Genomic DNA, 22,397 nt, shown 5'->3' with positions numbered 1-22,397 from the left:
AGCATCTCGGGGCGTTCGAAGACGGGGCAGGCGGCATGGTGGGAGGGGATTTGCAACGCGCTCAGCCGGTTCCGGTCCGCCTGGCCCAAGAAGGGTTTGACCAAGGACGATCGGCGTTTGCTGGAGATTGTCGACAATGGGGCAGCGCGGTCGAACCTGACAGAGTTTGCAGCCCTGATCGCGCTCCGGCAGGAGCGGAATCTTGTGTGACTTGCTGGGGGCGTGCAGAGCGAGGCAGTACCGAACGCTGTCGTGTCGTTGCAATGGCTGGTGGGTTTGAGTCATCTCTGGTGATGCTGTCTCGGGTCAGCTATTTTGGCAGGATTCTGTGTTGGTTGCTTGGGGTATTTTGAGCCTCTCTGAGGCTCTATTGATCCCGAGCCGTCTGCAAGCGGAGGGGTCAAAGACCTTGATCCAATCTTTGGCGACATCAAAGCCAAGATAGCTGAGGGGCAATTCATTGCACTGTCCTTGATCTAAGGAGTTGCCACGATGGGCACCCCTTGCAACTGAGCAGGTTCAGATGATGATCGGGCAGGCAGGCCCTATCCTACTCCCTAGTATGGAATTGAATCCCGCCTGCAGACCTCAGTATGTCTCACCTTCAACAGACAAATGCGGAGTATCAAGAGATAGTCATGTGGCCTGTCTGAGCCTGACCCGGCTACGCAGAACCGGTGGCCGCTGTCTTGCGGCCACCGCATAGTGACATTTCCTAGACGGCGGCCTTGCGGGCCGAGACCACCGGGAAGTCGATGTCGGTGGCAGCCACATGATTGAGGTAATTGGTGAAGATGTTCGCCACCACATTCGCAACCGTCTCGACGATGTCGGCCTCGGTCAGCCCGGAAGCCCGCGCGGCATCGAGGTCCGCGTCCAGAACCATCCCTTTCGCGACCACGACGGCGACCGCAAACTTCAGGATCGCTGCCGTCCGCGGGTCATCAGCTCGACCGCTGAGATGCGCCGTCACGGCCTCGGGGGCAACTTTCAGCCCTACCGAGATCGCGGAATGCGCCGAGGCGCAGTAGTCGCAGGCATTGGCGCCGGCGACGGCCAGCGCGATTGCTTCGCGGGTGCGGGCGTCGAATCCGCCGCGCCCGAGCGCTTCCCCAAGGCCAAGAAGCCCGGTCAGCACTGCAGGCTGGTTCGCCGCGACGCGGTACAGGTTCGGCACCATGCCGATTTTGCCCTTGATGGCGGTGAAGAGGGCGGCGGCCTCGGGGGTGGCGATAGCGTCGGAAATCTGGGTAATGCGAGCCATTGGATATGTCCTTTCTATGTGCAGGGGGATCAGGCCGCGACTATCGCGGTTTCGGGTTTTGAGAGACCGATGACCGCTACGACGGCAGCGCCGTTCAGCAAGTAGTACGCGGCATCGAGACCGGAAAAGCCAAGCACGAAGGGCAGGATCAGGAAGAGGGCACCCACCGCCAGATCGACGGCGAGGTGCAGCTTGTATGGCAGCACGCGGATCAGCCCAAGATGGTGGTCGGTGAACACGGTCAGCAGGAGGGCTGCGACGCCCACGACCGGTGAGATCGTGAGGGCAAGCGGATTTGATGCGCCGAGCCCGAGCAGGAACGGGAGGGCGACAAGGGCCAGCGCGACGGGGTAGTCGAGCCAGGCATGGATGGTCTTGGTGACAAAGCGCATGGCGCAGGGACCTTTCGGTTGGGAATCAAACGACGAGCGATGCCGTCGTGGTTTCCAACCTAAGGATATCGCTGCGGACGATGAATTTCAGATAGTCCACTTCGCATTGCAGATCGTCCGAGATTTCGGACGTTGCGCTAAGCTGCCTCGTGGCGCGCGATGCCAGACTGCCGAAACGCGGCAGGCGACAGGCCGATCTCTTTCTTGAAGACCCTACTGAAGGCGGATTCCGAGGCATAGCCCGAGACTTCGGCCGCCTCGGCCACCGAGAGCCCCCGCGCCGACAGCGCCTCGCGCGCTATCTGCATCCGCCAAGAAGTCACATAGGCCATCGGCGTCACGCCGAGTCGATCCGAGAATCGCTCGGCGAAGCCAGTCCGCGACAGCCCCGCCTCGCGGGCGAGGCCGGCGACCGTCCAGCCGGCGGTTGGCGCGCGGTGGAAGGCGGTCAGCGCCCGCGCCAGATGGGGGTCGGCAAAGCCCGCCACGCCGCAGTCGGTTTCACGCTCCGCCTCGATATGGGCACGGATCGCCTGGGCGAAGATCGCTTCGGACATCTTCAGGGCAATCAGATCACCGCCGAGCCGCGCGCCGCCGGCTTCGGCCCCTATGACCCTGAGCGTGGCTTCGAGCCAGGAACCGGCTTCCTGGCCATAACCGCGCAGGTGGATGAAGGGGGGCAGCCGTTCGAACAGCAGGTGCCGCGCCCCTTCGGCCAGCGCGAAATGCCCGCAGATCAGCTGCGTATCGCTCGGGCTCTCGTCGCCGCCCCAGACGAGCGTGCCGTGCCCCGGAAACCCGGACCGGGACAGCACGTCGTCCAGCGGCAAGGCCTCGTCCGGCCCGGTATGGCGGCAGCACAGGACATGGGCCGCTCCGTGGGGAATCACGATCAGGTCGCCTTGCGCCAGGTACACGGGGACCGGCACCCCAGCAACACGTACCATTGCTTCGCCACGGAACACAAAGTGGAAACGTGCCACATCTCGGAAGGCAGGCACGCGCACGCCCCAGGGCTCCGTGAAGCTTGTACGGAAATAGAGCGTGCCACGAAACGAAAGGCGGGTGAGGATGTCGCTGAGCAGGTCAAACATGTGACCATTCTGCGCATAACTTCTGTTACTCGTCCATAGGTCTGGACGATCAGACATGAAAACCGAACTAACCGGCATTAACAGGACTATTGGTTTCGAGTTCATGGGACTGGCAGTCGATGTGGCGGCGGGAAGATCCGATCACCCCGCGCCGCACCAGAAGGCAGAACTGGTCCGAAACGGCCGCCCCAATCCTATCGAAAGGAAACAACCAATGTCCCACAAGATCACCTTTACCGCGGCCGCTCTGACGGCCCTCTTCGCCTTCGGCCCTGTGATGGCAGCCGATGAAGTCAACGTCGTCCCCGGCCTCACCGCGGTGGGCGCGCCGCTCGGCCTGCACGGCTCGGACCCGGTTGCGCTGCTCGATCAGGGCCGGAACGTCGAGGGCGTCGCCAGCCAGACTGCCATCCATGACGGCGTGGCGTACTACTTCGCCTCGGAAGAGAATCGCAAGGCCTTCGAGGCTAACCCAGCCCGCTATGAGGTCCGGAACGGCGGCTTCTGCACCTTCGGCGTCTCGGTGAACAAGAAGTTCGACGGCGACCCGAACTTCGCGGCGGTCGTGGACGACAAGCTCTATGTCTTCCTGTCCGAGGAAATCTATCAGGCCTTCCTCAAGGACAAGGCCGGCACCATCGCCAAGGCCGCCGAGAACTGGAAGGTGATCCAGCACACCGCCGCGAAGGACCTCTGACTGGCTGTCAACGGACCCGGCCCGCGGCATCCCGCGGACCGGAGTCCTCGCCCCTTGCAGGAGATACCCATGAGCCCAGCCATCACCCTCATCAGTCACGCACTTTGCCCCTATGTGCAGCGCATCGCCATCGCGCTTGCCGAGAAGGGCGTGCCGCATGATCGGATCACCGTAGATCTGGCGATGAAGCCCGGCTGGTTTTTGGCGCTGTCGCCGCTCGGGCGGACGCCGGTGCTGAAGGTCGGCGAGGCGGCGCTGTTCGAATCCGCCGCGATCCTCGAATTCCTAGAGGACACACAGCCCCGTCCACGCCATCCCGCCGACCCGGTCGAGCGCGCGCGGCACCGGGCGTGGATCGGCTTCGGCTCGGAATGCCTGAACGATATCGCAGGATTCTACACCGCCTCGGATTCCGGAACGCTCGAACGGAAGGCTGCAGCGCTCCCCGCCCGGTTCCGGGTGATGGAGGGCCAGCTCGGCCCCGGCCCCTGGTTCGCTGGTGAGGCGTTCAGTCTGGTCGATGCCGTCTTCGCGCCGGTGTTCCGCTACTTCGACACCTTCGACCGGATCGGCGATTTCGGCGCCTTCAACGGGCTGACCTGGATGCTAGCCTGGCGCCGCGAGCTTGCCGACAGGCCGTCGGTGCGAAACGCGGTCGCGCCCAACTATGCCGACAGGCTTTCCGACTTCCTGCGCCGGAAAGACAGCGCTCTGTCGCGGCTGATGCCGCCGCCCGGCCTCGCGCTGCGGCATTCGGCATGACCGGCGCCGTCCCCGCCCTTCGCTTCGCGCGGCTGACCGGGGTGCCGCTCGTTGATCTGGTGGCGCACATGTCCGACCCGCGCCTGCGCGAACACATGCCGCTGCTGACGTGCGCCTGGGGCGAGGCGGAGGCGCAAGCCTTCGTGGCCGCCAAAGAGGCCTGCTGGGCGCGCGACGGTCTGGGTCACTGGGCCTTCCTGGCGGATGGCCGCTATGTCGGCTGGGGCGGTTTCCAAAAAGAAGGGGATGAATGGGACTTCGGCCTCGTGCTGCGGCCGCAGGATTTCGGGCTTGGCCAGCGGATCACGCGGGCCGCGCTCGACTTCGCGCGGGCTGATCCGCGCATTCCCTTCGTCACCTTCCTCCTGCCGCCCTCGCGCCGCAACCTCGGCGCACTGCACCGGATCGGGGCACAGTCGGCCGGTCGGCAGGACCATTCCGGCGCGACATTCCTGAAATTCCGCCTCGACACCCCTTCGACAGACCCAATGCCCAAAGGAGAGAACCCATGACGACCATCGACCATCTGAGCCTCGGGGTTGCCGACGTGCCTGCAGCGCGCGCCTTCTACGACCGTGTGCTCGAGACGCTCGGCATCCGCTGCCTCGCGTCCGGTGACGGCTTCGCCGCCTTCGGCCGCGACCGCATAGCATTTCTGCTGCTGACTCCCTTCGATGGCGGACCGGCGTCGGCGGGCAACGGCGCTCACGTAGCCTTCGCTGCACCGGATCGCGAGGCGGTCGCAAAGGCCCATGCTGCGGGCCTCGATGCCGGGGCGATCGATGAAGGGGCTCCGAGTGTGCGTGCCGCCTATCCGATGCCTGGCGTCTTCGCCGCCTATCTGCGCGACCCTTGGGGCAACAAGATTGAACTGGTCCATGGCGGATTCAGCGTCTGACTGCGGCCCGGCGGGGATAGAGCGGCTGCGCGCGCAGATCGCCGCCTGTGCGGCTTGCACCGACCTTCCACTAGGGCCCCGACCGATCGTCCAGATCGGATCCGGGGCGCGCATTCTGATCGCGGGTCAGGCGCCGGGCCGACGGACGCATCTTGCCGGACGCCCCTTCGACGATGCCTCCGGCTCACGGCTGCGTGAGTGGCTTGGCCTCGACGAGGGCACCTTTTGGGACCCTGCGAAGGTTGCCATTCTGCCGATGGGATTCTGCTATCCCGGTACGGGTCGATCGGGCGACCTGCCGCCACATCCCGAATGTGCACCGCTTTGGCGGCGGCAGGTGTTAGGCGCGTTGACAAACCTGCGTCTTACCGTGGTGCTCGGACGCTATGCGCAAGCATGGCACCTGCCTGGCACAATGAATCTGTCGCTTAGGGATGCGATGCAGAAGTGGCGTTCGCGCTGGCCTGAAGTGATATTGCTGCCCCACCCAAGCCCGCGAAATTCGAGTTGGTTAGTCCGCAATGCTTGGTTTGAGGAGGATGTACTTCCCATGCTCAAAGCGTGCGTAAGCGAACTTCTCGAAATGGATTGACGCGCTGGTGTCACTCATAGTCGGTGAACTGGATGCTACCGCCATCGGGTTTGAACCGTGAATGAATGGCTCCTGCGTGACAAGGGGGCTTTGATTTTTGGCAACTGGCTGGGAGCGGCCATGTATTCGGCGTTTGTATTGCGGTTTACCCGCGCGCCCTGATGAACGTCCGCGTGATGCTCGGGTCCCCGTCAATTGCGCGCGCTTTATGCCCTCTTGTTCGAACGGCGTGTCACAGCCTCGCGTCCGTCAGGGTGCATCATCTCACCTTGCCTTCGCCGATTCGTGCAAGCCGCCTGCGGCCCGAAGTTCATTGCCCACAGGCTGCCTGCCAGGCCTTGCAGGTTCGCAGCATGGCTCAGACAGCTCGCGCAATACGTTTGGTCCGCGCGATGGCCACAAGAAACGGTCAGCGGTTTTTTCCTAGCATACGCCCCAACCAGCCGTCGCCTGAATTGAAGCGTTTGCGGGCAGAGATCACCCCCTTTGCTCCGAGATGGAGCAGACGCCGGATACGCCGATTCTCGACATCGGAGATGACACCCGAGCGTAATTTTCCTTTGTTAGGGACGGCTTTGGCGTCAGGCCCAGCCAGAGCGACAGGTCTCGGGGCGAACGTAAGACCGCTACATCCAGCAGCGTGGCAGTGAGCACACTCGCCGCGATGGGGGCAATGCCAAGCATCAACTGAATTCGGCGCGCAGTATTGTCCTGTGGCGCGGCGTAGCTCGGCGGTGATCGTTTCAATGCGCGCTTTTCTATCGGTTGAATTGCCCGACCAGGAGGTCGAGCGGGTTGCACGCCTCGAGGGGCAGTTCGACCGCCGCAACCGTCGCCAACCCTTCAGTTTGCGGGAAGGGCCTATCTCAATCGGTGAGTCGGTCTCACGGGTCGCCCAACTTGGCACACCTACGTTTAATAATTCGGGATCACTTCAAATGACCGTTCGGTCTGCAAATATTCTACCGCCCTCTAAGTCGCGACCGCCCCGGAACTGCGATACTCCGAGGCGTTGCAATTGCGACTAGACCTGCAGCAAGTGCAAATCCCTTGCTCGATCGAGCGCCTTCAACTGGTCCCCGGCTGGGTCCGCCGTCAGCAGAGAGGGCTGGAACCGCACGGTTTCGATCTTGGCCACGCCGATGAAATCGAGCCACCAGTCCAGATAGGTCGAATGGTGATCGGTGCCGTATTTGGCGGGGGCGCCCGGCGCATAGACCCCGGAGGTATAGAACACCCGCGCCGACTTGCCGCGCAGCAAGCCTCTGTAACCGGCCTCGGGATCGAAGCCGAAGAGCAGGCCGGGCTGGGTGATGATGTCGATATATTGCTTGAGCTTGTAGGGGATGCCGCCGTTCCACATCGGCACCGAGAGCACATATTCATCCGCCTCGATAAACCGGTTCGTGATGGTGACCACCTGGTCCCAGGCGCTTTGACGCGGCGCGTCCATATCGCCCACGCCGAAGAACGTCATCTTCGCCGCCGCCTTGTCCCCGTCGAATTCGGGCAGATCGGCGCTCCACAGTTCGAGCCGGTCGAGCTGGACATCCGGCTCGGCCATTTGACGCGCCGCAAGATAGGCCTCGGCCAGCTTGCCCGATTGCGAAATCGCACCGCGCGGCGAGGCCGCGATATAAAGAATTTTGGTCATTGGATTGCTCCTTTGGGTTGCAGGGTGATTACTGGGAAAAGGTGTCGCGGATCGCGGCGCCGATCTCGGGGGCGTGGGTTTCCAGCGCGAAATGGCCGGCGTCGAGAAGCCGCGTCTCGGCATCGGGCAGCAGCTTTTGCAGGCCGGTCACGGCGTCCGTGGTGAAGAACGGGTCATTCGTGCCCCAGACGATCAGCGTGCGCGGCTGCGCGCTGGCCAGATAGGCCTGCCAGGCGGGGTAGGCGGCGACGTTGTCACGATAGTTCCACAGATACTCAAGCTGGATGGCATCGTTGCCCGGGCGGTCCAGCCCGGCCTGATCGACGACCCAGGCATCGGGGCTCAACCTGTCGCGTCTGGTGCTGCCCTGCTCGTATTGCCAGCGCGTCGTCTCGGGCGCGAGGAACGCGCGGACCGGCGCCTCGGTTTCGGGCGTGCGCTCGCTCCAGTAGGGCGAGAGCTGCGACACCACCCCCGAGGACCAGCCTTCGGCATGCACGGTGGCGTTCTGGAACACGAGGCCCGCGATGCGATCGGGATGAGCGACGGCAAGCCGCATGCCCACCGGACCGCCATAGTCCTGCATATAGAGCGTGTAGTCCTCGAGCCCGAGAGCCTCGGTAAAGGCGTTCATGGTCTCGGCCAGGGTGGCGAAGTCATACTCATAATTCTCTGCCGCCGGTGCCGAAGACTGGCCAAAGCCCGGGTAGTCGGGGGCAATGACGTGATAGCTGCCCGCGATTTCCGGGATCAGGTCGCGAAACATATGCGACGATGCGGGGAAGCCATGCAGCAACAGCATGACGGGCGCATCCGTCGGCCCGGCCTCGCGGTAGGCGATCGAGAGGCCGTCAACGTCCGCGCTGCGGTAGCTGACGGGCCAGGACGCGGGGTCGCCCGCGACAGCGGCCGAGGCGAAGAGGGGCAGCGCAAGGGCTGCCGCAAGGGAGAAGCGGCTCGAAGAAGATCGGGTCATGTTACACCGTTGATCGAGGGTCAGGGCTAGTTCGATGGCTCCTTGGTAACCGTCAAAATCAGTTTTATACAGTTACTTTATTGTGATGAGGCACACGGAGTCGTAACTGGTGAAGTGCGCTTAAACAGGTTATCAAGGCGAATCGCAGCCTTGCCTCGCAGACGGAGGATCAGATGACCGAAGGCACAAGACCGGCGCCGTTCTTCATCGGAGAGAGCCCGGCGCTCGATTTCCTGAACAGCGTCGCGATGCCGCGCTCCGTGCGCTACGACTGGCTGGAGACCGGCCCCGATCTGTTGGACTGGCTTGTCGCGGCGGGGCTTGCCTCGGAGGTGGAACTGGCCCCGTTCCGCGCGGCGGCCGCCGCGCCCGCGCTGGAACAGGCGCGGCTGCAGATCGTGGCCTTCCGCGAACGGCTCCGGCCCTTCATCGCCGAGGCCGGCGACAGCGGGTTGAGCGATGCGCACCACCCCGTGATTGCCGAGATCAACGAGATCCTCGCGCGCGGCGCGCGGTTCTTGCAGCTCGCCCCCGCCCCGGATCCCGCACCGGATTCCGGCGGCGACCATGCGCGCCCCTTTGTGCTGACCGACAGGCACCCGCTGACCGCCCCGCGCGATCTGATCGTCAGGATCGCGGCCGCCGCGGCGCATCTGATCGCCGAGGCGGATTTCCACTATGTGCGGAATTGCGAGGGGTCAAGCTGCACGCTTTACTTCCTCGACATCAGCAAGAACCACAAGCGTCGCTGGTGTTCGATGGAGGTCTGCGGCAACCGGGCCAAGGCGGCCGCCCATCGCAGGCGTTGACCGGCGCGCAGGCCGCGCCGCAAAATTTCCGGACTTTCTGTGTCACAGCCTCGCTCGCCCCCGCCTCTTTCTTGACATGCGGCCGGGAGTGGCCCGGCGCAAATCAGCGAGGACGCAAGATGAAAACCCATGACGTGCAATCCATCAGCATCGCAAAACCCCGCGCGGAGGTGTTCGCCTATATCGCGAACCCGGCGAACCTGCCGGCCTGGACCAATGCCTTCAAATCCGCCGACGCCGAGCGCGCCGAGCTGGTGACCCCGAACGGGGCGGTTCCGATCCGGCTGGAAACCCGCGCCTCGGCCGAGCAGGGCACGATCGACTGGATCATGACCTTCCCGGATGGCTCGGTCGGTGCGGCCTATTCCCGGGTGACCGAGGATGCGGGCGACAGCTCGATCTATTCCTTCGTCCTGATGGCGCCGCCGGTGCCGCTCGAGGCGTTGGAAGGCGCGTTGGAGTCGCAGAAAGAGACCCTCGCGACCGAGTTGGTGTCGCTGCGCAAGCGGCTCGAAGCATGATCCATCTGGACCCGGACCAGGTGAGCGCCGCGCGGCTGGGGGACCGCGCGGCGCTGGCATCCGTGGTGCAGTCTCTGCAGGGCCCGGTCTTCCGGCTCGCCCTGCGGATGCTGGCCCATCCCGCCGATGCCGAGGATGCCACGCAGGAAATCCTGATCCAGATCATCACCCATCTGGGCACGCTCCGCGACGACCGGGCCGCCGGGGGCTGGGCGCTCAAGGTCGCCTCCCGGCACCTTGTCGGACAGCGCAAGCGCAGCCGGGTCGAGGCGATGCGGATGAGCTTCAAGGATTTTGCGGACGATCTGGACCAAGGTCTGGCCGATCCCGAGCACGATCCGGCCGACGCCGCGATCACCGCCATCGCGATCGAAGAGATCAAGGTGGGCTGCACGCTGGCGATGCTGACCTGTCTCAGCCGCACCCTGCGCATCGCCTATGTGCTGGGGGATATCTTCGAGATGTCCGACAGCGAGGCGGCGGAGGCGCTCGAGATTTCCGCCGCAGCCTATCGGCAAAGGCTGAGCCGAGCCCGGCAGGAGGTCACGCGCTTCGTCAAGGCCCAGTGCGGGGTGGTGTCGCAAACCGCGGCCTGCAGATGCGAGAAACGCCTGAGCGCGGCACGGGCGAGCGACCGGATCACTTTGGGCGCTCCGGCGTTCCCGCTGAACTCGCCGGCCTGCGACATCCGCGACCTGCGGCGCCAGATTAGGACATTGGAAGAGGGGCGCAGGGCGGCCGCGCTCATGCGCTCGAACCCGGATTTTCCGACCAATGTCGGCGATCTGATCATGGCGGCGATGAAATAGCGCCGCCAAGGGATGGCTTGCAGCCCGGTCGGTCTGATCGCTCGACCGCGGTGGGTGGGTCTTTTCCGGGGCCGCGGGGGAGGGGCGCGCGCTTGCCCGCATTCGGCCAGATCTGCGCCGCAGACGGCCAATGGCACGCTTTGATCCCGGACCCCGCGCAAAGCTGATAGAGAGGACAGGCGCACAGACAAGGACGCCCGGCGATGATCAAACAGCCCCTTCTGTCACGGCTCGAGAGATCGATCACCACCGCCTTTCTGTCCGGGCAGATGACGCGGGGGGTCTGGATCAATGGCTGCCAACAGCCGCAGAGCATCACCAGAATGGATATCTCCGCCCCGATGCTGATGTTCCCGGTCATCGGGCTCAAACGGGTCGTCGCGGATCGGCAGAGCTATGACGCCCGTCCCGGGCAGGTTCTGATGCTCCCCACGGGCGCGCGCTGCGATATCGAGAACATTCCCGAACGCGGGCAGAGCCGGTTTCTGGGCGCGTCGCTGGTCTTTGACCGCCAAACCACGGAGCTGTTCAACAAGATCTATTCCGATGGGCTGAAGGACTGGGATCTGACGCCGAAGTGGAAGGCCGCCGGATCGGAAGAGCTTTATTCCCTCGTCGCGGACTGGATCACCCATGACCAGAGCTATCCCGCAGACCTGACCCAGACCCGCCACCGGCTCGTCGAGGTCCTGCTCATCCTTGCGCGGCAGGGTCTGGCCGGGAACCTGCTGATCGCGCGCGGGGACACATTGTCCGCGCGGATCACCCAGCATTTCCAGACCGATCTGTCGCGCGATTGGTCCGTGAAGGATCTGACCCGGGTCCTTGCGATGAGCGAGCGGACCCTGCGCCGCCGTCTGCAAGCCGAGAACACCGGGTTTCGCGAGCTGCTCGAAGATACGCGCCTCAATCGGGGGGTGGAGCGGGTGATTTCCTCTGACATGCCGATCGGACAGATCGCCTTTGACTGCGGCTACCAGTCGCAATCTCGCTTTGCCGAGAGGTTCCGGCTGCGGTTTTCGATGAGCCCGACCGAGTTGCGCGCGACGCAGGGGCGAACGATGGGGGGCGGTCGATGGGGGGGCGGCCGATGGGGGGGCGGCCGATGGGCGAGCTGGTGACCCTGACCCCGGCGCGCGCGCGCCTTTGACCGTTTGCGGCGCGCCCCTGACCATCCGCAGCGCGAAAACCCCCTGATTATGGCCCAAGTCTTGTCCAGCAACTCTGGAAAGGACCGCTGTGATGTTCTCCCTCAAACCCCTCCTGTGCGCGGGCGTCGTGCTCGCCGCCCTGCCTGCCCTGGCGATGGCAGAGACCGAAATTCTTCTGCCGGATGCCGCATTCGCGCCGGAAGGCATCTCGAATGACGCCGCGGGCAATCTCTATGTCGGCAGCCTGACGCAGGGACGGATCCTCAAAATCTCGGCCACGCGCAGCGTCTCTGACTTCGCGCCTGCCGGGGCAAATGGCCTTGTCAGTGTCGTCGGGGTCCATGTCGCGGGCGATGCGGCCTATGCCTGTTCGTCCGATCCGGGCATCAGCGCGTTGACGGGAACGGCCGCCCCGGCGCTGGTCGCCTTCGACACCGAATCCGGCGCGCCCGCGGGCCGATACCCGCTGCCCGAAGGGGGGATGTTCTGCAACGACATCGCCGCCTTGCCCGATGGCACGATCCTTGTCACCGACAGCTTTGTGCCGCGCATCTATGCCCTCGCCCCCGGCGCGGATCGGCTGGAGATCTGGCTCGACGACGCCCGTTTTGCGGGCGAAGGCTTCAACCTGAACGGCATTGCCTATGATGACGGGGCGGTTTTCGTCGCCCGCTACAACACCGGCACGTTGCATCGGATCGCGCTGGACGCAGAGGGGCAGGCCGGGGCGATCACGGATCTGACGATGTCGACCGAGATCCATGGCGCGGACGGTCTGACGGCTCTGGGCGGCGGCCGGTTTCTGATTGTCGAAGGCGGGGGATTGTCTGCGGGCGCGCGCGGTGCCCTGTGGGGCGCCACCGTTTCGGGCGCTCAGGCGACGCTCGAGGTGATCGCAGAGGATCTGAACGTCCCGACGACGGCGACGGTCATCGGCCAGACGGCCTATGTCGTCGAAGGTCAGCTCGACCATCTGTTCGACCCGACGGCAGGTGCGGCCGATCCCTATCGCATCCTTGCGATCGACCTGCCCGCAGACTTTCGATAATCCCGGAAAGGAACTAACCATGACAACGCATGTTATCGTGCTCTCGAAACCGGACCCCGCCAAGGCGGACGGTGCCAGACGCTACGCGGATGCGGTCCAGCCCCTGCTGAAGGCCGCGGGCGTCATCCCGACGCTGCGCGCGCCCGTTGCGGTCAGCGTGGCGGGCAAGACCACTCCGGCCACGGTGTTGGTTCTGGAGTTTGCCGACGCGGCCGCGGCGAGCGGGTTCTTTGATCAGCCAGCCTATCGCGACCTGATCCCGCTGCGGGACGACAGCTTCGCCCATATGGAAATCCATATCCTGGGCGGCTGAGCGATGATTGCGGCCCCAGCGCGGCAGAGGGCCGCGCCGGGGCCCGGCTACACCCGGCCCACCCGGCCACACTGGGCGGCGCCCTCACAAGCGCGTAACGCGACTGTGAGGGCGCTTTCGCTTTCAATTAATAAGAGACTGGTCTATTCATGAGTCGTGAGCAGCAGGAGACCCCTGAAATGGCACGACCGAAAAACGAAAAAACGCATCTGTCGCACCGGGAGAAACTCCTCGAGGCGGGCGAGCGCGCCTTTCGGGAAACCAGTTTTTCCGAGAGCGGAATCAATGAGATACTGGCCGCATCGGGCGTGCCAAAGGGCTCTTTCTATCACCATTTCCCCTCCAAGGAGGCCTTCGGAATCGCGGTGGCCGATCGCTACAGCGAGGCGCAGATCGCGGCCGCGAAAACGGTTCTGGAGGATGCCTCGCGCCCGCCCATCGACCGCCTGCGCGCCTTCTATGAGGGCGCCCGCACGGACATGGGGAACCGCAAATTCCAACAGGGTTGCCTGATGTGCAACCTCTCGACCGAACTCGCCGACGAGAGACCCGCGTTTCAGGCCGCGCTGGATGCGCATTGGCGCGCGCTGACCGCGGTGCTGGAAGACTGCCTTGCCGAGGTCGAGCTGTCCGACCTCGGCTTGCAACATCTCACGCCGGCACAGGCTGCCGACTGGCTCCTGAATTCCTGGAGCGGGGCGCTGACGCGGATGAAGGTCCGCGGCAACGACGAACCCCTCGCCCTCTTCATGCAAACGGTTTTCCGAACAAAGGACCTGCAGAAATGACCTCAAAAACCATCCTCATCACCGGAGCAAGTCGCGGAATTGGCCTGCGCACGGCCAAATCGCTCGCGGCGCGCGGCCACCGTGTCTATGCCGGAGTGCGCGATCTGACCGGGCGCAATGCCGCTGCCGCGGCCGAATTGGCGGCATTTCCCGAAGGTCGGATCGTGCCGGTCGAGCTGGATGTGACCAGCGACGCCGGATGCGCCGCGGCCGTTGCGACGATCGAAGCCGAGGCCCCGATCGATGTGCTGATCAATAACGCCGGGATCATGCCCGTTGGCCTGACCGAGGCCTTCACGCTTGATCAGGCCAAGGACCTGTTTGACGTGAACCTCTATGGCATCATGCGGATGAGCCGCGCCGTTCTTGGGCCGATGCGCGCCAGAAAGTCGGGCCTTATCATCAGCCTGAGCTCTGCCGCAGGCCGTTTCGGGATGCCGTATTTCGGCCTCTACTGTGCCAGCAAATGGGCGATGGAGGCGTATTGCGAGTCGCTGCATTACGAGCTCGAAACATTCGGGATCGAGTCGCTTCTGGTCGAGCCCAGCGGCCACGGGACCGACCTTGTCACGACGGCCCCCGCGCCGGCCGATGCGGCGCGCCTGCGGGAATATGGGGATCTGGCCAAGGGGCGCGACCGCCTTCTGGGGATGTTTCAGGGTATGTTTGACCAAGGCGATGCAAGCACGGATGCCGTCAACGTCGCCGAGCGCATCGCCGATCTTGTGGACATGACCGCGCCCCGTCCGATCCGGACGCAGGTCGGCCAAGACATGGGGGTCAGGGCCGTGAACGAGGCGGTTCTGCCGATTCAGGCCGAGCTCATCAAAGCTCTGAAACCGGTCTATCGGGGGGCTGTCTGAATGTCCGCCAGCACGCCCAAACTGTTTCTCTTCGCGGTGATCCAGCCGAAGCCCGAGCATTTCGAGGATGCCAGATCCGCCCTGGATGCGCTCATTCCGCCGACCCTGACGGAGCCGGGGTGCCACCTCTTTTCGGCCTTCGTCAGCAAGGACCGCAGCAACACATTGCATCTGTTCGAGTGCTTCGACGATGAGGCGGCCCTGAACGCCCATTATGCGCAGGACTACACGGTGGAGGTTTTCAAGAAATATGAAAGCTGGCTCGCCGCGCCTGTCGAGGTGACGAAGATGTGGGCGTCCTCGCCGGTGAGCTGGGCGCAGTTTCATGCGTAGCGTGACGCCCGGTGCGGTTTCCGGGGCAGTTCCCGGTGCAGTTCCAGTTCGCGGGGCCTTCACGGGCCCCGCAAGCGGCTCGTGCCCCATGACCGCGACCTGCGGCCCGCGGTCGATGCCGTCTGACTCTGGTCGGGGCGTCAGCGGCCCGACGCACTCGATTGACAGCCCGGGATGGGATCAGCCGTGCCAGTGACATTGAGAACGCCCCACGAGAGCCCGTCCCCCTCGCTCTTCGAGCAATGCGTGGCGCAGGCCAACCGGCTGCGCGCGCACGAACCGATCCTAGCCCGGGTTCTTGCCCCCCTTGCGGAGGCCTCATCCCTTGAAGGGATGCTGGCGCGGCACCTGTCCGCGGTCCTTCATGCGCCCGGCGTCGATATCCCCGCCCTGACGGATCTGTTCGCCGAGGTCTTGCAGGCGCATCCGTCGATCACGGGCGCCGCCGTCGCGGACCTCGTCGCCGCCTGCGAGCGTGATCCGGCCTGCACCAGTCCCTTTCACGCCTTGCTCAACTTCAAGGGGTTTCAGGCGGTGCAGGCCCATCGGATCGCGCATCACCTCTTGCAGGACGGGCGCGCAGACCTTGCCAGCTGGCTGTCAAATCGGGTCTCGGTGGTCTTGGGTGTCGATATTCACCCCGCTGCCCGGCTTGGACGCGGCCTTCTGATCGACCACGGGACGGGGGTCGTGATCGGCGAGACGACGGTCGTCGGCGATGATGTCTCGATCATGCAGAACGTGACGCTGGGCGGCACCGGCAATGAGACCGGCGACCGACATCCCAAAATCGCTGAGGGTGTGATGATCGGCAGCGGCGCCAAGGTTCTGGGAAATGTCACAATCGGCGCCATGAGCAAGGTTGCGGCCGGCAGTGTTGTCCTGAAGGACGTGCCCCCGAACACCACAGTCGCCGGAATTCCCGCGAAAGTGGTGCGATGGAACGCACCCTCGCAGAGGCCATCGCAGGCGATGGACCAGCAGATCTAACAAGGTTGCGAAATCGTCCTTGGGCCGGAGCAGTCTCTGCTTCGGAATTCGCTGCCGGGTCTCAGTTGCTGCCGGTTTCGTGGAGAGCAGTTTAAGCTAGCATAGCACGGGCATGGTCGGTGCCGAAGAAAAACGCTTCGTTCAAGAGCTCGTCCCAGAGGTGGCCTGCGGCCTTTGCGGCAGGTCCGGTTTAAAAGGTTGCGCGCCCTGTCTGGTCTGCCGGGCGCATGGGGCTTGGTCAGGCGAAGGCAGACGCGGACCGGTCACGCCAGCGCACCGGTGATATGGTCCATGCTGGCGCGCAACGCGGCGGCTGGGTTGGCAAGCGCATGGGTTTCAGGGGCGAAGGCTTCGTAGGAAATCGGCCCGTCCCAGCCCGCGGCACGCAGGGCGGCGATCTGGTCGATGTTGCCCAGACGGTCGCCTCGGGTGACCAGCACGCGGTGTGGGTCGCGCATGTCAGCGATGCTGACCGTCTGATCGACGACGCCCGAGACATGCACGATTCCGGTATGGTCGGCGAAGATCGGTCCGCCATCGGCCAAAGTGTGGTGGAAGGTGTCATGCACCAGCTTGAAGCGCCCGGTTCCGCCCACCGCCTCGATCGCCTCCACCGCTTCGGCCTTGTAGCGCAGCGCACAGGTTTCAAAGCCCAGCGGTTCGACCAGCCCGACCAGCCCATGATCTTCAAGCATTGGCTTCAGCGCCTTCAGCGCCACGCGCAACGTGGCCTGCCGTTCTCCATTGCCCATGCCAAGGTTATCGTTGCGCGGGATCAAGCTGACAGCTTCGGCCCCGGCGGCCTTGGCGATTTTCATCAGGGCAAGCGCCTCTGTGGCTTTGTCGTTGGACCAGTCATTGAACCGTTTCACTTCGGCCAAAGCCAAAAGCCGGAGGCCGGATGCGGCCAGAATGTCGCGAGCGGCTTCGGGTCTCATGCCATCGAACAGCGGTTGCGGCAAGTCGTTCCGGGCCTCGACGCCGACACAGCCAAGGCTGGTAGCAAGGGCCACCATGTCGCGGAACGACGCCTTGGCGACCGTCATGTGGTTCAGGGCAAACTTCAGCATCTACGGCCTCCCCGCCGTGCAATCTTGTTGGGGGAGGCTTCGCCCTGCGAGGCGACATGCGTCAAGTTGTCCTGCCGTTTTTGCGTCAAGTCTGACGAAAAGTCAGCCGACTCAATGATGAAATCAAATCATACCGATTCCGCCAGATAGAGGTCCGGCATCAGGAAATGTTGCCCCTGCACTGGCCCCATCCCCTGCTGCACAACCTCGGCCGCAAGGCTGATCAGATCGGCGCAAAGCCGGGACAAAGGTGTACCGATCACCATGGTCACATCGCGGCTGATCAGCGCGGCGCGGCTTTCCGGCGTCAACTCGTTCACTACCAGAGCCACCTCTCCCGGTTCGCGCATCTCTTTCACGGCGGCGATGGCCCCTTCCATCCCGCCGCCCGCGCAATAGATGCCGCGCAGATCGGGGTGGCGTGACAGGAGATCCAGCGTCGCCTCATAGGTCAGTTGCCGGGTTTCAAGATTGACCAGGGTATCCAGTACCTGAAACTGAGGCGCATGTTCACGGAAGTAGCTGCGAACCCCGGTTTCTCGCAGCTCGTGGCCGTGCCAACGGTAGCCGCCTACGAAAACTGCAATCTTTCCAGGATGATGCGCCGCCGTGGCAATCATGTGTGCGGCGATCCTACCAACTTTCAGATTGTTCAGGCCCAGATAATTCTGCCGAACGCCCTGCGCGAAGTCGCTTAATAGCGCAAAGCAGGGAATGCCTTGCGCGTTCAATCTTTGCACGGTTTCGGTCACGTCAGGATGGGTGACCGCAGTGGCAGCAATCGCATCAACGCGGTTAGCCATCCCCTCCATCAGCGTGGTGAAATCGCGGGGTGATTGCGAGGCGGCAAAGGCCAGCTGAACCGATGCGCGCCGACCGGTGGCCTGCTGAACGGCGCGTTCCGCCTCCGTCGCAAATTGCTGGTAGAAGGACTGGCGCTCCTTGTGCAGGACAATTCCCAGTCGCAACCGGGGCAGATCAGCCTGCATGCGTTGCCCGATCAGGGTCGCCGCGTGATAGCCGATCTGCCGCGCGGCCTCATAGACCTTGCGGGCGGTCTCCTCGCGCACCTTCTCGCGTCCGTTCAGAACCCGGTCCACCGTGGCGCTGGAAACCCCCGCAGCGCGGGCAACATCGTGGATCGTGGGACGGCTGGCCATGCTGAATCCTGACGAAAAACAATCATTCATGTCGGCAAGAGTGATGTGCGGTGATGGAATAAGCAAGTGTGAGTCTTGGAGGATGCCCGCGCCCGGGCTTAACAGGGGCGAGAACACGGGTCGAACCCGTCACAGCCCTGACGGACCCTATGGCCGGGCAAGGCGGGGCGGGCAAGCAAGGGAGGAATACGATGGGCAAGCGTGATTACAGCCCCTTCGGCGCCGACGCGAAGCGCGCGGTGGACAGCGGGCTTACAGCGGCCGAATGGTATCATACTGACGTGCCGCGCAAGGTGATGAAGGATCTGATGGCGCGAAAAGACGGCCCGGCGATCCGCGACACTGTCCTGCTTTATGGGCTGATGATCGTGTTTGCAGGGGCAGGAGTCGCGCTTTGGCCCTCGTGGTGGTCGGCTCCGTTCTGGCTGGCCTATGGCGTCCTTTACGGCAGCGCCTCGGATTCTCGCTGGCACGAATGCAGCCATGGCACCGCCTTCCGCACCCCATGGATGAACAACGTGGTCTACCAGATCGCCAGCTTCATGATCATGCGCAACTCGGCCACCTGGCGGTGGAGCCATGCCCGCCACCATTCGGAGACCTATTTCGTAGGCCGCGACCCGGAAATCGCAGTGATGCGCCCGCCGGAACTGGCGAAGGTGATTTTGAACTTCTTTGGGGTTTTGGACGTGCTGCACTTCATTCCGACCTTGATCCGGAACGCCCTTGTCGGGCCGACCAAGGCGGAACGCACCTTTGTCCCCGAAAGCGAATGGGTGAAGGTGCAGCGTGTCGCGCGGGTTCATCTGGCGATCTATCTGGCGGCGATCGGTCTGGCGGTCTGGCTGGGGTCGATCCTGCCTCTGATGGTGATCGGCCTGCCGCGAATGTATGGCGCATGGCACCACGTCATGACCGGGCTTCTCCAGCACGGCGGCCTTGCCGACAATGTCATCGACCACCGGCTGAACAGCCGTACGGTCTATATGAACCCGATCAGCCGCTTCATCTACTGGAACATGAACTATCACGTCGAACACCACATGTTTCCTATGGTGCCCTACCATGCGCTGCCGCGCCTGCATCAGGCCATCAAGGACGACCTGCCGCCCCCTAACCGTAGCATCGGCGAGGCGTTCCGCGAGATGTGGCCAGCGCTCAAGCGGCAGCTTCTGAACGAGGATTACTTCCTGAAACGCGATCTGCCCGCGACGGCCAAGCCCTACCGCGAGGATTTCCACCAATATGTGCCGGGCATGATGCGCCCCGCCGCCACTGAGTGAGGACAGACCATGCCCTGGATTGACGCCTGCGCCACCGATGACATCGACGAAGAAGACCTGATCCGTTTCGATCATGGTAGCCAGACTTTCGCCATCTACCATTCGCCCGAGGGGGAGTTTTTCGCTACCGCCGGCCTTTGCACGCATGAAGATGTGCATCTTTGCGACGGTCTGGTGATGGGTCATCTTATCGAATGCCCAAAGCACAACGGTCAGTTCGATTATCGCACCGGTGAGGCGATGCGCGCGCCCGTCTGCGTGAAACTGCGCACCTTTCCGGTCAAGGTCGAAGACGGTCGCGTCTTTGTCGAGGTGGCGTGATGGCGCGTCTGACAGTCCGTGACCTGCTGGATGCGCGTGGCAAGCACCAGTTCGCCATGCTGCGGGTGGAAACCATCGAAGAGGCCGAAGCAGCCGCGAAGGCAGGGGTCGAGCTCCTGTCTGTCCCGCCCTCGATGATCCTTGATGGCCGCTTCCGCGAGGTCGCGCCCGATTGCTTCGCCCTCCCCGGCGACAACTTCTATGAAATAGGCGGGACTGAGGATTTCCTGCGGTGGGCCTTCCCGCTGTATAAGCACGGAGCCGACGGGTTCTATTGCTCCGGCTCGCTGGACACGATCCGCGCCATGGCCGATCACGGACTACCGGTCTGCGGCCATGTCGGGCTGATCCCGTCCAAACGCACCTGGACCGGGGGCTTTAAGGCCGTGGGCAAGACGCTGGAAACCGCGCAATTGGTCTGGCAGCAGGTCAGGGCGGCCGAGGAGGCAGGGGCATTCGCTGTAGAAATCGAGGTCGTGCCGCATTCCATTACCCGCGCGATTGCGGAACGGACCACCTTGTTCCTGATCTCGATGGGGGCCGGGGCCGCAGGCCACGCGCAATATCTGTTCAGCGATGATGTGCTGGGCCAGAACCGTGGCCGCATTCCGCGCCATGCGAAGGTCTATGCCGATTTCGCGGCAGAACATGATCGGCTTCAGGCCATGCGGATCGAAGCGATGGGACGCTTTGCCCGCGATGTCCACGAAGGCGATTATCCCACACCGCAATTTCTGGTGGATTGCGAAAGCGAGGTTGTTGAGGCTTTTCGTGATTGGCTGGATAGAATGACTTGACCGAAAAGGGACGGTGTCTTTTCCCGTTCAGGCGCTTTGCTTGGGGCAAAGCGGAACTTGAGGTGACCCCCGCACGGTGGTTTGGCTCTGGGCTCCAATCGGTTTCCGACGTGTTGGCACTGATGTCGAATGGTCTGGTGTGCGCGTAAATGGTTCGACCGTCGGATTTGGACCAAAGCGAAGCTCAGGCGCGACCGGCTTCCTTGTCGAGCAGCCCCTGCAGTAGCGCGAGCCGATTTCCGCTGAAATCACCCACCTCGAGCGTCAATCCCTTCATGGCGCGCACGAAGAACTGGCGGAAATCCTTCCGTTCTCCGCACCAGGCAAGCAGCTTCACTCCCTGAGGCGGGTGCACCAGGGCCAGTGGCAACACTGTGCGCGTGGTCTCTTTCCCCGAAAGGTCGGTGTAGCCGAAGGCCACCGGCCGGCTCGTGCGTATCGCCCCGTGGAGCGTGGCAAGATCGGCTGTTGCTGCCTGGGGCAGATCGTCGTGCCAATAGGTGGCGGGACGCACGTCCAGCAACTGGTAGATGCGACCGAGAAGGCCGGCTTCGGGGTCGGTTTCTGCGAGGCGGACCAGCGTTGCTTCGGCGCTTGCCGCGGCGACCGGATCGCCGCGATGGCTTGCGAGGGCAAGCCCGCGAAGGGCTGCGTCACGCAGTTCGGGATCCAAGGGAGATGTCGTTTGGGCTCCAACACTGGCCGCAGCACTTTGCCCAAAGCCGATTGCAGCGGCCAGTCCGGCAAGCCGGGTGCCGAGCGCGCGACGCGTCAGGGTCAAGGGCAGGGGGCGACCGGGTCGCATGGCGAATCCTCATCAGCACTGGAAAAGGTGCGGTTAATCGCACGGCTGAGGCCGTTTGGTCCAGTATTTTCGCGGAAACCGACGGCCAGCGTCCTTGGAAACAGCCCGTACCCGACAAACCCAAAGTGGCCGAAACAGCGGACTGCGGCCCTTACCCAATCGCAGATGATGCTAAAGCTCCATACCGCTAAGCTTCTGGGAAAACTTGCTCATCTTGGCGACGGCGATTGTGACGGAGGGCTTCAGGGCATCGAGATCAACCTCGGGCGCGGCGACTGCGTTTCCTTCAGCCTGCGCTTCGGCATCGGTTTCTGACCGCGCTGCCTTCGCGGAGACGCCCTGCCGCGCCACAATCTCAGCCGCCAGCTTCGGCTCGGGCTCCACCGGGGTGTCCGCCTTCGGCTTCTCCGGCCGCACAAAATCGACCACCATCCGTTCGGCCAAGCGGCGCTCCAGCGCTTCCATACGCGCGGTCAAAACCTGGACTGCAGCGGCCTCCCTGGGGGGGTAGGGCAGGGGGCCGGATTGTGCCTCGAAGAGCGTCTTGAAGGTCGGATCCTGGAAATAGACGATCCGGTGGACAAGGAGCGGGTTCTGCCGTTCCGGGATGAGGATAGCCTGATCGGGGTTCAGGCGCCGCACCTCGTCGGGGGTTAGGAGCGGCTGGTCGTTGCAGCTGAGGGCAACATCCTGTGCGAACATGTCCGCATGATCCAGCGCAGTCACAAGCTGACAGCGCAGACGATCTATGATTGGCGGCACTATCTGGCTGTCGTTCAGCGCAAGCCCGGGGCTTTGCGCAATGGTGCGCCATTCCTCGAATTGCCAATCCCATTCAGGCAGTTGCAAGAGCAGATGTTGCGCAAACCGGGTGGCGATCGCGAGATGGTCGATGTCCTGGCGTTGGTCACTTCTGGGTGGAAATCAACAGGCGCGCCTTTGGCCTTGCATCAAGCCCTGACCGAGAGCTTTCCGGCCATGCCACCCGAGATGCGGGATGATGTTGT

Annotated in this window: 29 protein-coding genes and 1 pseudogene; 20 read left to right on the top strand and 10 right to left on the bottom strand. The window is 63.6% G+C overall.

Annotation, left to right across the window (positions count from 1 at the left end; genetic code table 11):
• A partial coding sequence (locus V6590_RS19865; protein WP_335425456.1) for a hypothetical protein occupies positions 1-210 on the top strand: 210 nt, incomplete at its 5' end.
• 505 nt (positions 211-715) lie between these two features.
• Here V6590_RS19865 and V6590_RS19860 read toward each other — a convergent pair.
• From V6590_RS19860 to V6590_RS19850, 3 genes are all read right to left on the bottom strand, one after another.
• Complete coding sequence (locus tag V6590_RS19860; protein ID WP_335425455.1) at positions 716-1,264, bottom strand: carboxymuconolactone decarboxylase family protein; 549 nt, start codon at positions 1,262-1,264, stop codon at positions 716-718.
• A 29-nt stretch (positions 1,265-1,293) separates the two neighbouring features.
• The gene (locus V6590_RS19855; protein ID WP_335425454.1) at positions 1,294-1,656 is read right to left on the bottom strand and encodes an SPW repeat domain-containing protein; all 363 of its coding nucleotides are present in this window, start codon (positions 1,654-1,656) and stop codon (positions 1,294-1,296) included.
• A 137-nt stretch (positions 1,657-1,793) separates the two neighbouring features.
• The gene (locus V6590_RS19850; RefSeq protein ID WP_335425453.1) at positions 1,794-2,750 is read right to left on the bottom strand and encodes an AraC family transcriptional regulator; all 957 of its coding nucleotides are present in this window, start codon (positions 2,748-2,750) and stop codon (positions 1,794-1,796) included.
• Positions 2,751-2,805: 55 nt separating this feature from the next.
• Between V6590_RS19850 and V6590_RS19845 the strand changes: the two genes are divergently transcribed.
• The 5 genes from V6590_RS19845 to V6590_RS19825 all read left to right on the top strand — a co-directional run bounded on the left by V6590_RS19845 (position 2,806) and on the right by V6590_RS19825 (position 5,699).
• Entirely contained in the window at positions 2,806-3,447 is a 642-nt protein-coding gene (locus V6590_RS19845; protein ID WP_335425452.1) for a YHS domain-containing (seleno)protein, read from the top strand.
• 69 nt (positions 3,448-3,516) lie between these two features.
• A complete protein-coding gene (locus V6590_RS19840) occupies positions 3,517-4,209 on the top strand; it encodes a glutathione S-transferase family protein (RefSeq protein ID WP_335425451.1) in 693 nt (230 codons plus the stop codon).
• Positions 4,206-4,721: a GNAT family N-acetyltransferase gene (locus V6590_RS19835; RefSeq protein WP_335425450.1), complete on the top strand. Its 516-nt coding sequence runs from the start codon at positions 4,206-4,208 to the stop codon at positions 4,719-4,721. The genes V6590_RS19840 and V6590_RS19835 overlap by 4 nt, the downstream gene beginning before the upstream one ends.
• Positions 4,718-5,107: a VOC family protein gene (locus V6590_RS19830; protein ID WP_335425449.1), complete on the top strand. Its 390-nt coding sequence runs from the start codon at positions 4,718-4,720 to the stop codon at positions 5,105-5,107. The genes V6590_RS19835 and V6590_RS19830 overlap by 4 nt, the downstream gene beginning before the upstream one ends.
• Positions 5,088-5,699, top strand: coding sequence for a uracil-DNA glycosylase family protein (locus V6590_RS19825; protein ID WP_335425448.1), 612 nt, complete (start codon positions 5,088-5,090; stop codon positions 5,697-5,699). Before V6590_RS19830 ends, V6590_RS19825 begins: the two co-directional genes overlap by 20 nt.
• A 477-nt stretch (positions 5,700-6,176) precedes the next feature.
• On the opposite strand, the gene V6590_RS20915 is transcribed toward V6590_RS19825, so the two are convergent.
• The 3 genes from V6590_RS20915 to V6590_RS19815 form a co-directional block, all read right to left on the bottom strand.
• A complete protein-coding gene (locus V6590_RS20915) occupies positions 6,177-6,500 on the bottom strand; it encodes a transposase (protein ID WP_350339901.1) in 324 nt (107 codons plus the stop codon).
• Between the two features lie 223 nt (positions 6,501-6,723).
• Positions 6,724-7,353: an FMN-dependent NADH-azoreductase gene (locus V6590_RS19820; protein ID WP_335425447.1), complete on the bottom strand. Its 630-nt coding sequence runs from the start codon at positions 7,351-7,353 to the stop codon at positions 6,724-6,726.
• Positions 7,354-7,381: 28 nt separating this feature from the next.
• Complete coding sequence (locus V6590_RS19815; RefSeq protein ID WP_335425446.1) at positions 7,382-8,329, bottom strand: alpha/beta fold hydrolase; 948 nt, start codon at positions 8,327-8,329, stop codon at positions 7,382-7,384.
• A gap of 173 nt (positions 8,330-8,502) precedes the next feature.
• Here V6590_RS19815 and V6590_RS19810 point away from each other — a divergent pair, with 173 nt between their 5' ends.
• From V6590_RS19810 to cysE, 10 genes are all read left to right on the top strand, one after another.
• Positions 8,503-9,138 (top strand): CGNR zinc finger domain-containing protein, encoded by a 636-nt coding sequence (locus V6590_RS19810; protein WP_335425445.1) that lies wholly within the window; start codon positions 8,503-8,505, stop codon positions 9,136-9,138.
• 119 nt (positions 9,139-9,257) lie between these two features.
• Positions 9,258-9,659 (top strand): SRPBCC family protein, encoded by a 402-nt coding sequence (locus V6590_RS19805; protein ID WP_335425444.1) that lies wholly within the window; start codon positions 9,258-9,260, stop codon positions 9,657-9,659.
• Positions 9,656-10,468: an RNA polymerase sigma factor gene (locus tag V6590_RS19800; protein ID WP_335425443.1), complete on the top strand. Its 813-nt coding sequence runs from the start codon at positions 9,656-9,658 to the stop codon at positions 10,466-10,468. The genes V6590_RS19805 and V6590_RS19800 overlap by 4 nt, the downstream gene beginning before the upstream one ends.
• A gap of 203 nt (positions 10,469-10,671) precedes the next feature.
• Positions 10,672-11,589 carry a helix-turn-helix transcriptional regulator gene (locus V6590_RS19795; protein ID WP_335425442.1) on the top strand — a complete coding sequence of 306 codons (918 nt, stop codon included), beginning with the start codon at positions 10,672-10,674 and terminating at the stop codon, positions 11,587-11,589.
• 121 nt (positions 11,590-11,710) lie between these two features.
• Positions 11,711-12,667 (top strand): SMP-30/gluconolactonase/LRE family protein, encoded by a 957-nt coding sequence (locus V6590_RS19790; protein WP_335425441.1) that lies wholly within the window; start codon positions 11,711-11,713, stop codon positions 12,665-12,667.
• Between the two features lie 19 nt (positions 12,668-12,686).
• Positions 12,687-12,980, top strand: a complete 294-nt coding sequence (locus tag V6590_RS19785; protein WP_335425440.1) for a DUF1330 domain-containing protein — start codon at positions 12,687-12,689, stop codon at positions 12,978-12,980.
• Positions 12,981-13,159: 179 nt separating this feature from the next.
• Positions 13,160-13,768, top strand: a complete 609-nt coding sequence (locus tag V6590_RS19780) for a TetR/AcrR family transcriptional regulator (protein WP_335425439.1) — start codon at positions 13,160-13,162, stop codon at positions 13,766-13,768.
• Positions 13,765-14,631 carry an SDR family oxidoreductase gene (locus V6590_RS19775; RefSeq protein WP_335425438.1) on the top strand — a complete coding sequence of 289 codons (867 nt, stop codon included), beginning with the start codon at positions 13,765-13,767 and terminating at the stop codon, positions 14,629-14,631. Before V6590_RS19780 ends, V6590_RS19775 begins: the two co-directional genes overlap by 4 nt.
• Positions 14,632-14,964 carry a putative quinol monooxygenase gene (locus tag V6590_RS19770; RefSeq protein ID WP_335425437.1) on the top strand — a complete coding sequence of 111 codons (333 nt, stop codon included), beginning with the start codon at positions 14,632-14,634 and terminating at the stop codon, positions 14,962-14,964.
• 246 nt (positions 14,965-15,210) lie between these two features.
• Positions 15,211-15,954: a serine O-acetyltransferase gene (gene cysE, locus V6590_RS19765; protein ID WP_335425436.1), complete on the top strand. Its 744-nt coding sequence runs from the start codon at positions 15,211-15,213 to the stop codon at positions 15,952-15,954.
• 263 nt (positions 15,955-16,217) lie between these two features.
• Here the strand turns inward: cysE and V6590_RS19760 are convergent, their stop codons facing one another.
• Together V6590_RS19760 and V6590_RS19755 are read right to left on the bottom strand one after the other, a co-directional pair.
• Complete coding sequence (locus V6590_RS19760; RefSeq protein ID WP_335425435.1) at positions 16,218-17,024, bottom strand: TIM barrel protein; 807 nt, start codon at positions 17,022-17,024, stop codon at positions 16,218-16,220.
• 128 nt (positions 17,025-17,152) lie between these two features.
• Positions 17,153-18,184, bottom strand: coding sequence for a LacI family DNA-binding transcriptional regulator (locus V6590_RS19755; RefSeq protein WP_335425434.1), 1,032 nt, complete (start codon positions 18,182-18,184; stop codon positions 17,153-17,155).
• Positions 18,185-18,375: 191 nt separating this feature from the next.
• Between V6590_RS19755 and V6590_RS19750 the strand changes: the two genes are divergently transcribed.
• The 3 genes from V6590_RS19750 to V6590_RS19740 are packed head-to-tail and all read left to right on the top strand — an operon-like array spanning position 18,376 to position 20,585.
• On the top strand, positions 18,376-19,467 hold the full coding sequence (locus V6590_RS19750; protein WP_335425433.1) for a fatty acid desaturase family protein: 1,092 nt from the start codon (positions 18,376-18,378) through the stop codon (positions 19,465-19,467).
• Between the two features lie 9 nt (positions 19,468-19,476).
• Positions 19,477-19,788, top strand: coding sequence for a MocE family 2Fe-2S type ferredoxin (locus tag V6590_RS19745; protein WP_335425432.1), 312 nt, complete (start codon positions 19,477-19,479; stop codon positions 19,786-19,788).
• Positions 19,788-20,585 (top strand): 3-methyl-2-oxobutanoate hydroxymethyltransferase, encoded by a 798-nt coding sequence (locus V6590_RS19740; protein WP_335425430.1) that lies wholly within the window; start codon positions 19,788-19,790, stop codon positions 20,583-20,585. The genes V6590_RS19745 and V6590_RS19740 overlap by 1 nt, the downstream gene beginning before the upstream one ends.
• A 184-nt stretch (positions 20,586-20,769) precedes the next feature.
• Here the strand turns inward: V6590_RS19740 and V6590_RS19735 are convergent, their stop codons facing one another.
• Together V6590_RS19735 and V6590_RS19730 are read right to left on the bottom strand one after the other, a co-directional pair.
• On the bottom strand, positions 20,770-21,366 hold the full coding sequence (locus tag V6590_RS19735) for a helix-turn-helix transcriptional regulator (protein ID WP_335425429.1): 597 nt from the start codon (positions 21,364-21,366) through the stop codon (positions 20,770-20,772).
• Between the two features lie 195 nt (positions 21,367-21,561).
• Complete coding sequence (locus V6590_RS19730; protein WP_335425457.1) at positions 21,562-22,092, bottom strand: type IV secretory system conjugative DNA transfer family protein; 531 nt, start codon at positions 22,090-22,092, stop codon at positions 21,562-21,564.
• Here V6590_RS19730 and V6590_RS19725 point away from each other — a divergent pair.
• Positions 22,048-22,299: pseudogene (locus V6590_RS19725) on the top strand (IS21 family transposase); the annotation flags it as partial. The gene V6590_RS19730 and the pseudogene V6590_RS19725 sit on opposite strands and share 45 nt — an antisense overlap.
• Between the last annotated feature and the right edge of the window lie 98 nt (positions 22,300-22,397).

The sequence above is a fragment of the Gemmobacter denitrificans genome (assembly GCF_036964905.1).
GTDB classification, from domain to species: domain Bacteria; phylum Pseudomonadota; class Alphaproteobacteria; order Rhodobacterales; family Rhodobacteraceae; genus Gemmobacter; species Gemmobacter denitrificans.
Note: the sequence above shows the minus strand (reverse complement) of the source record. Positions and strands in the feature narration are given on the sequence as shown.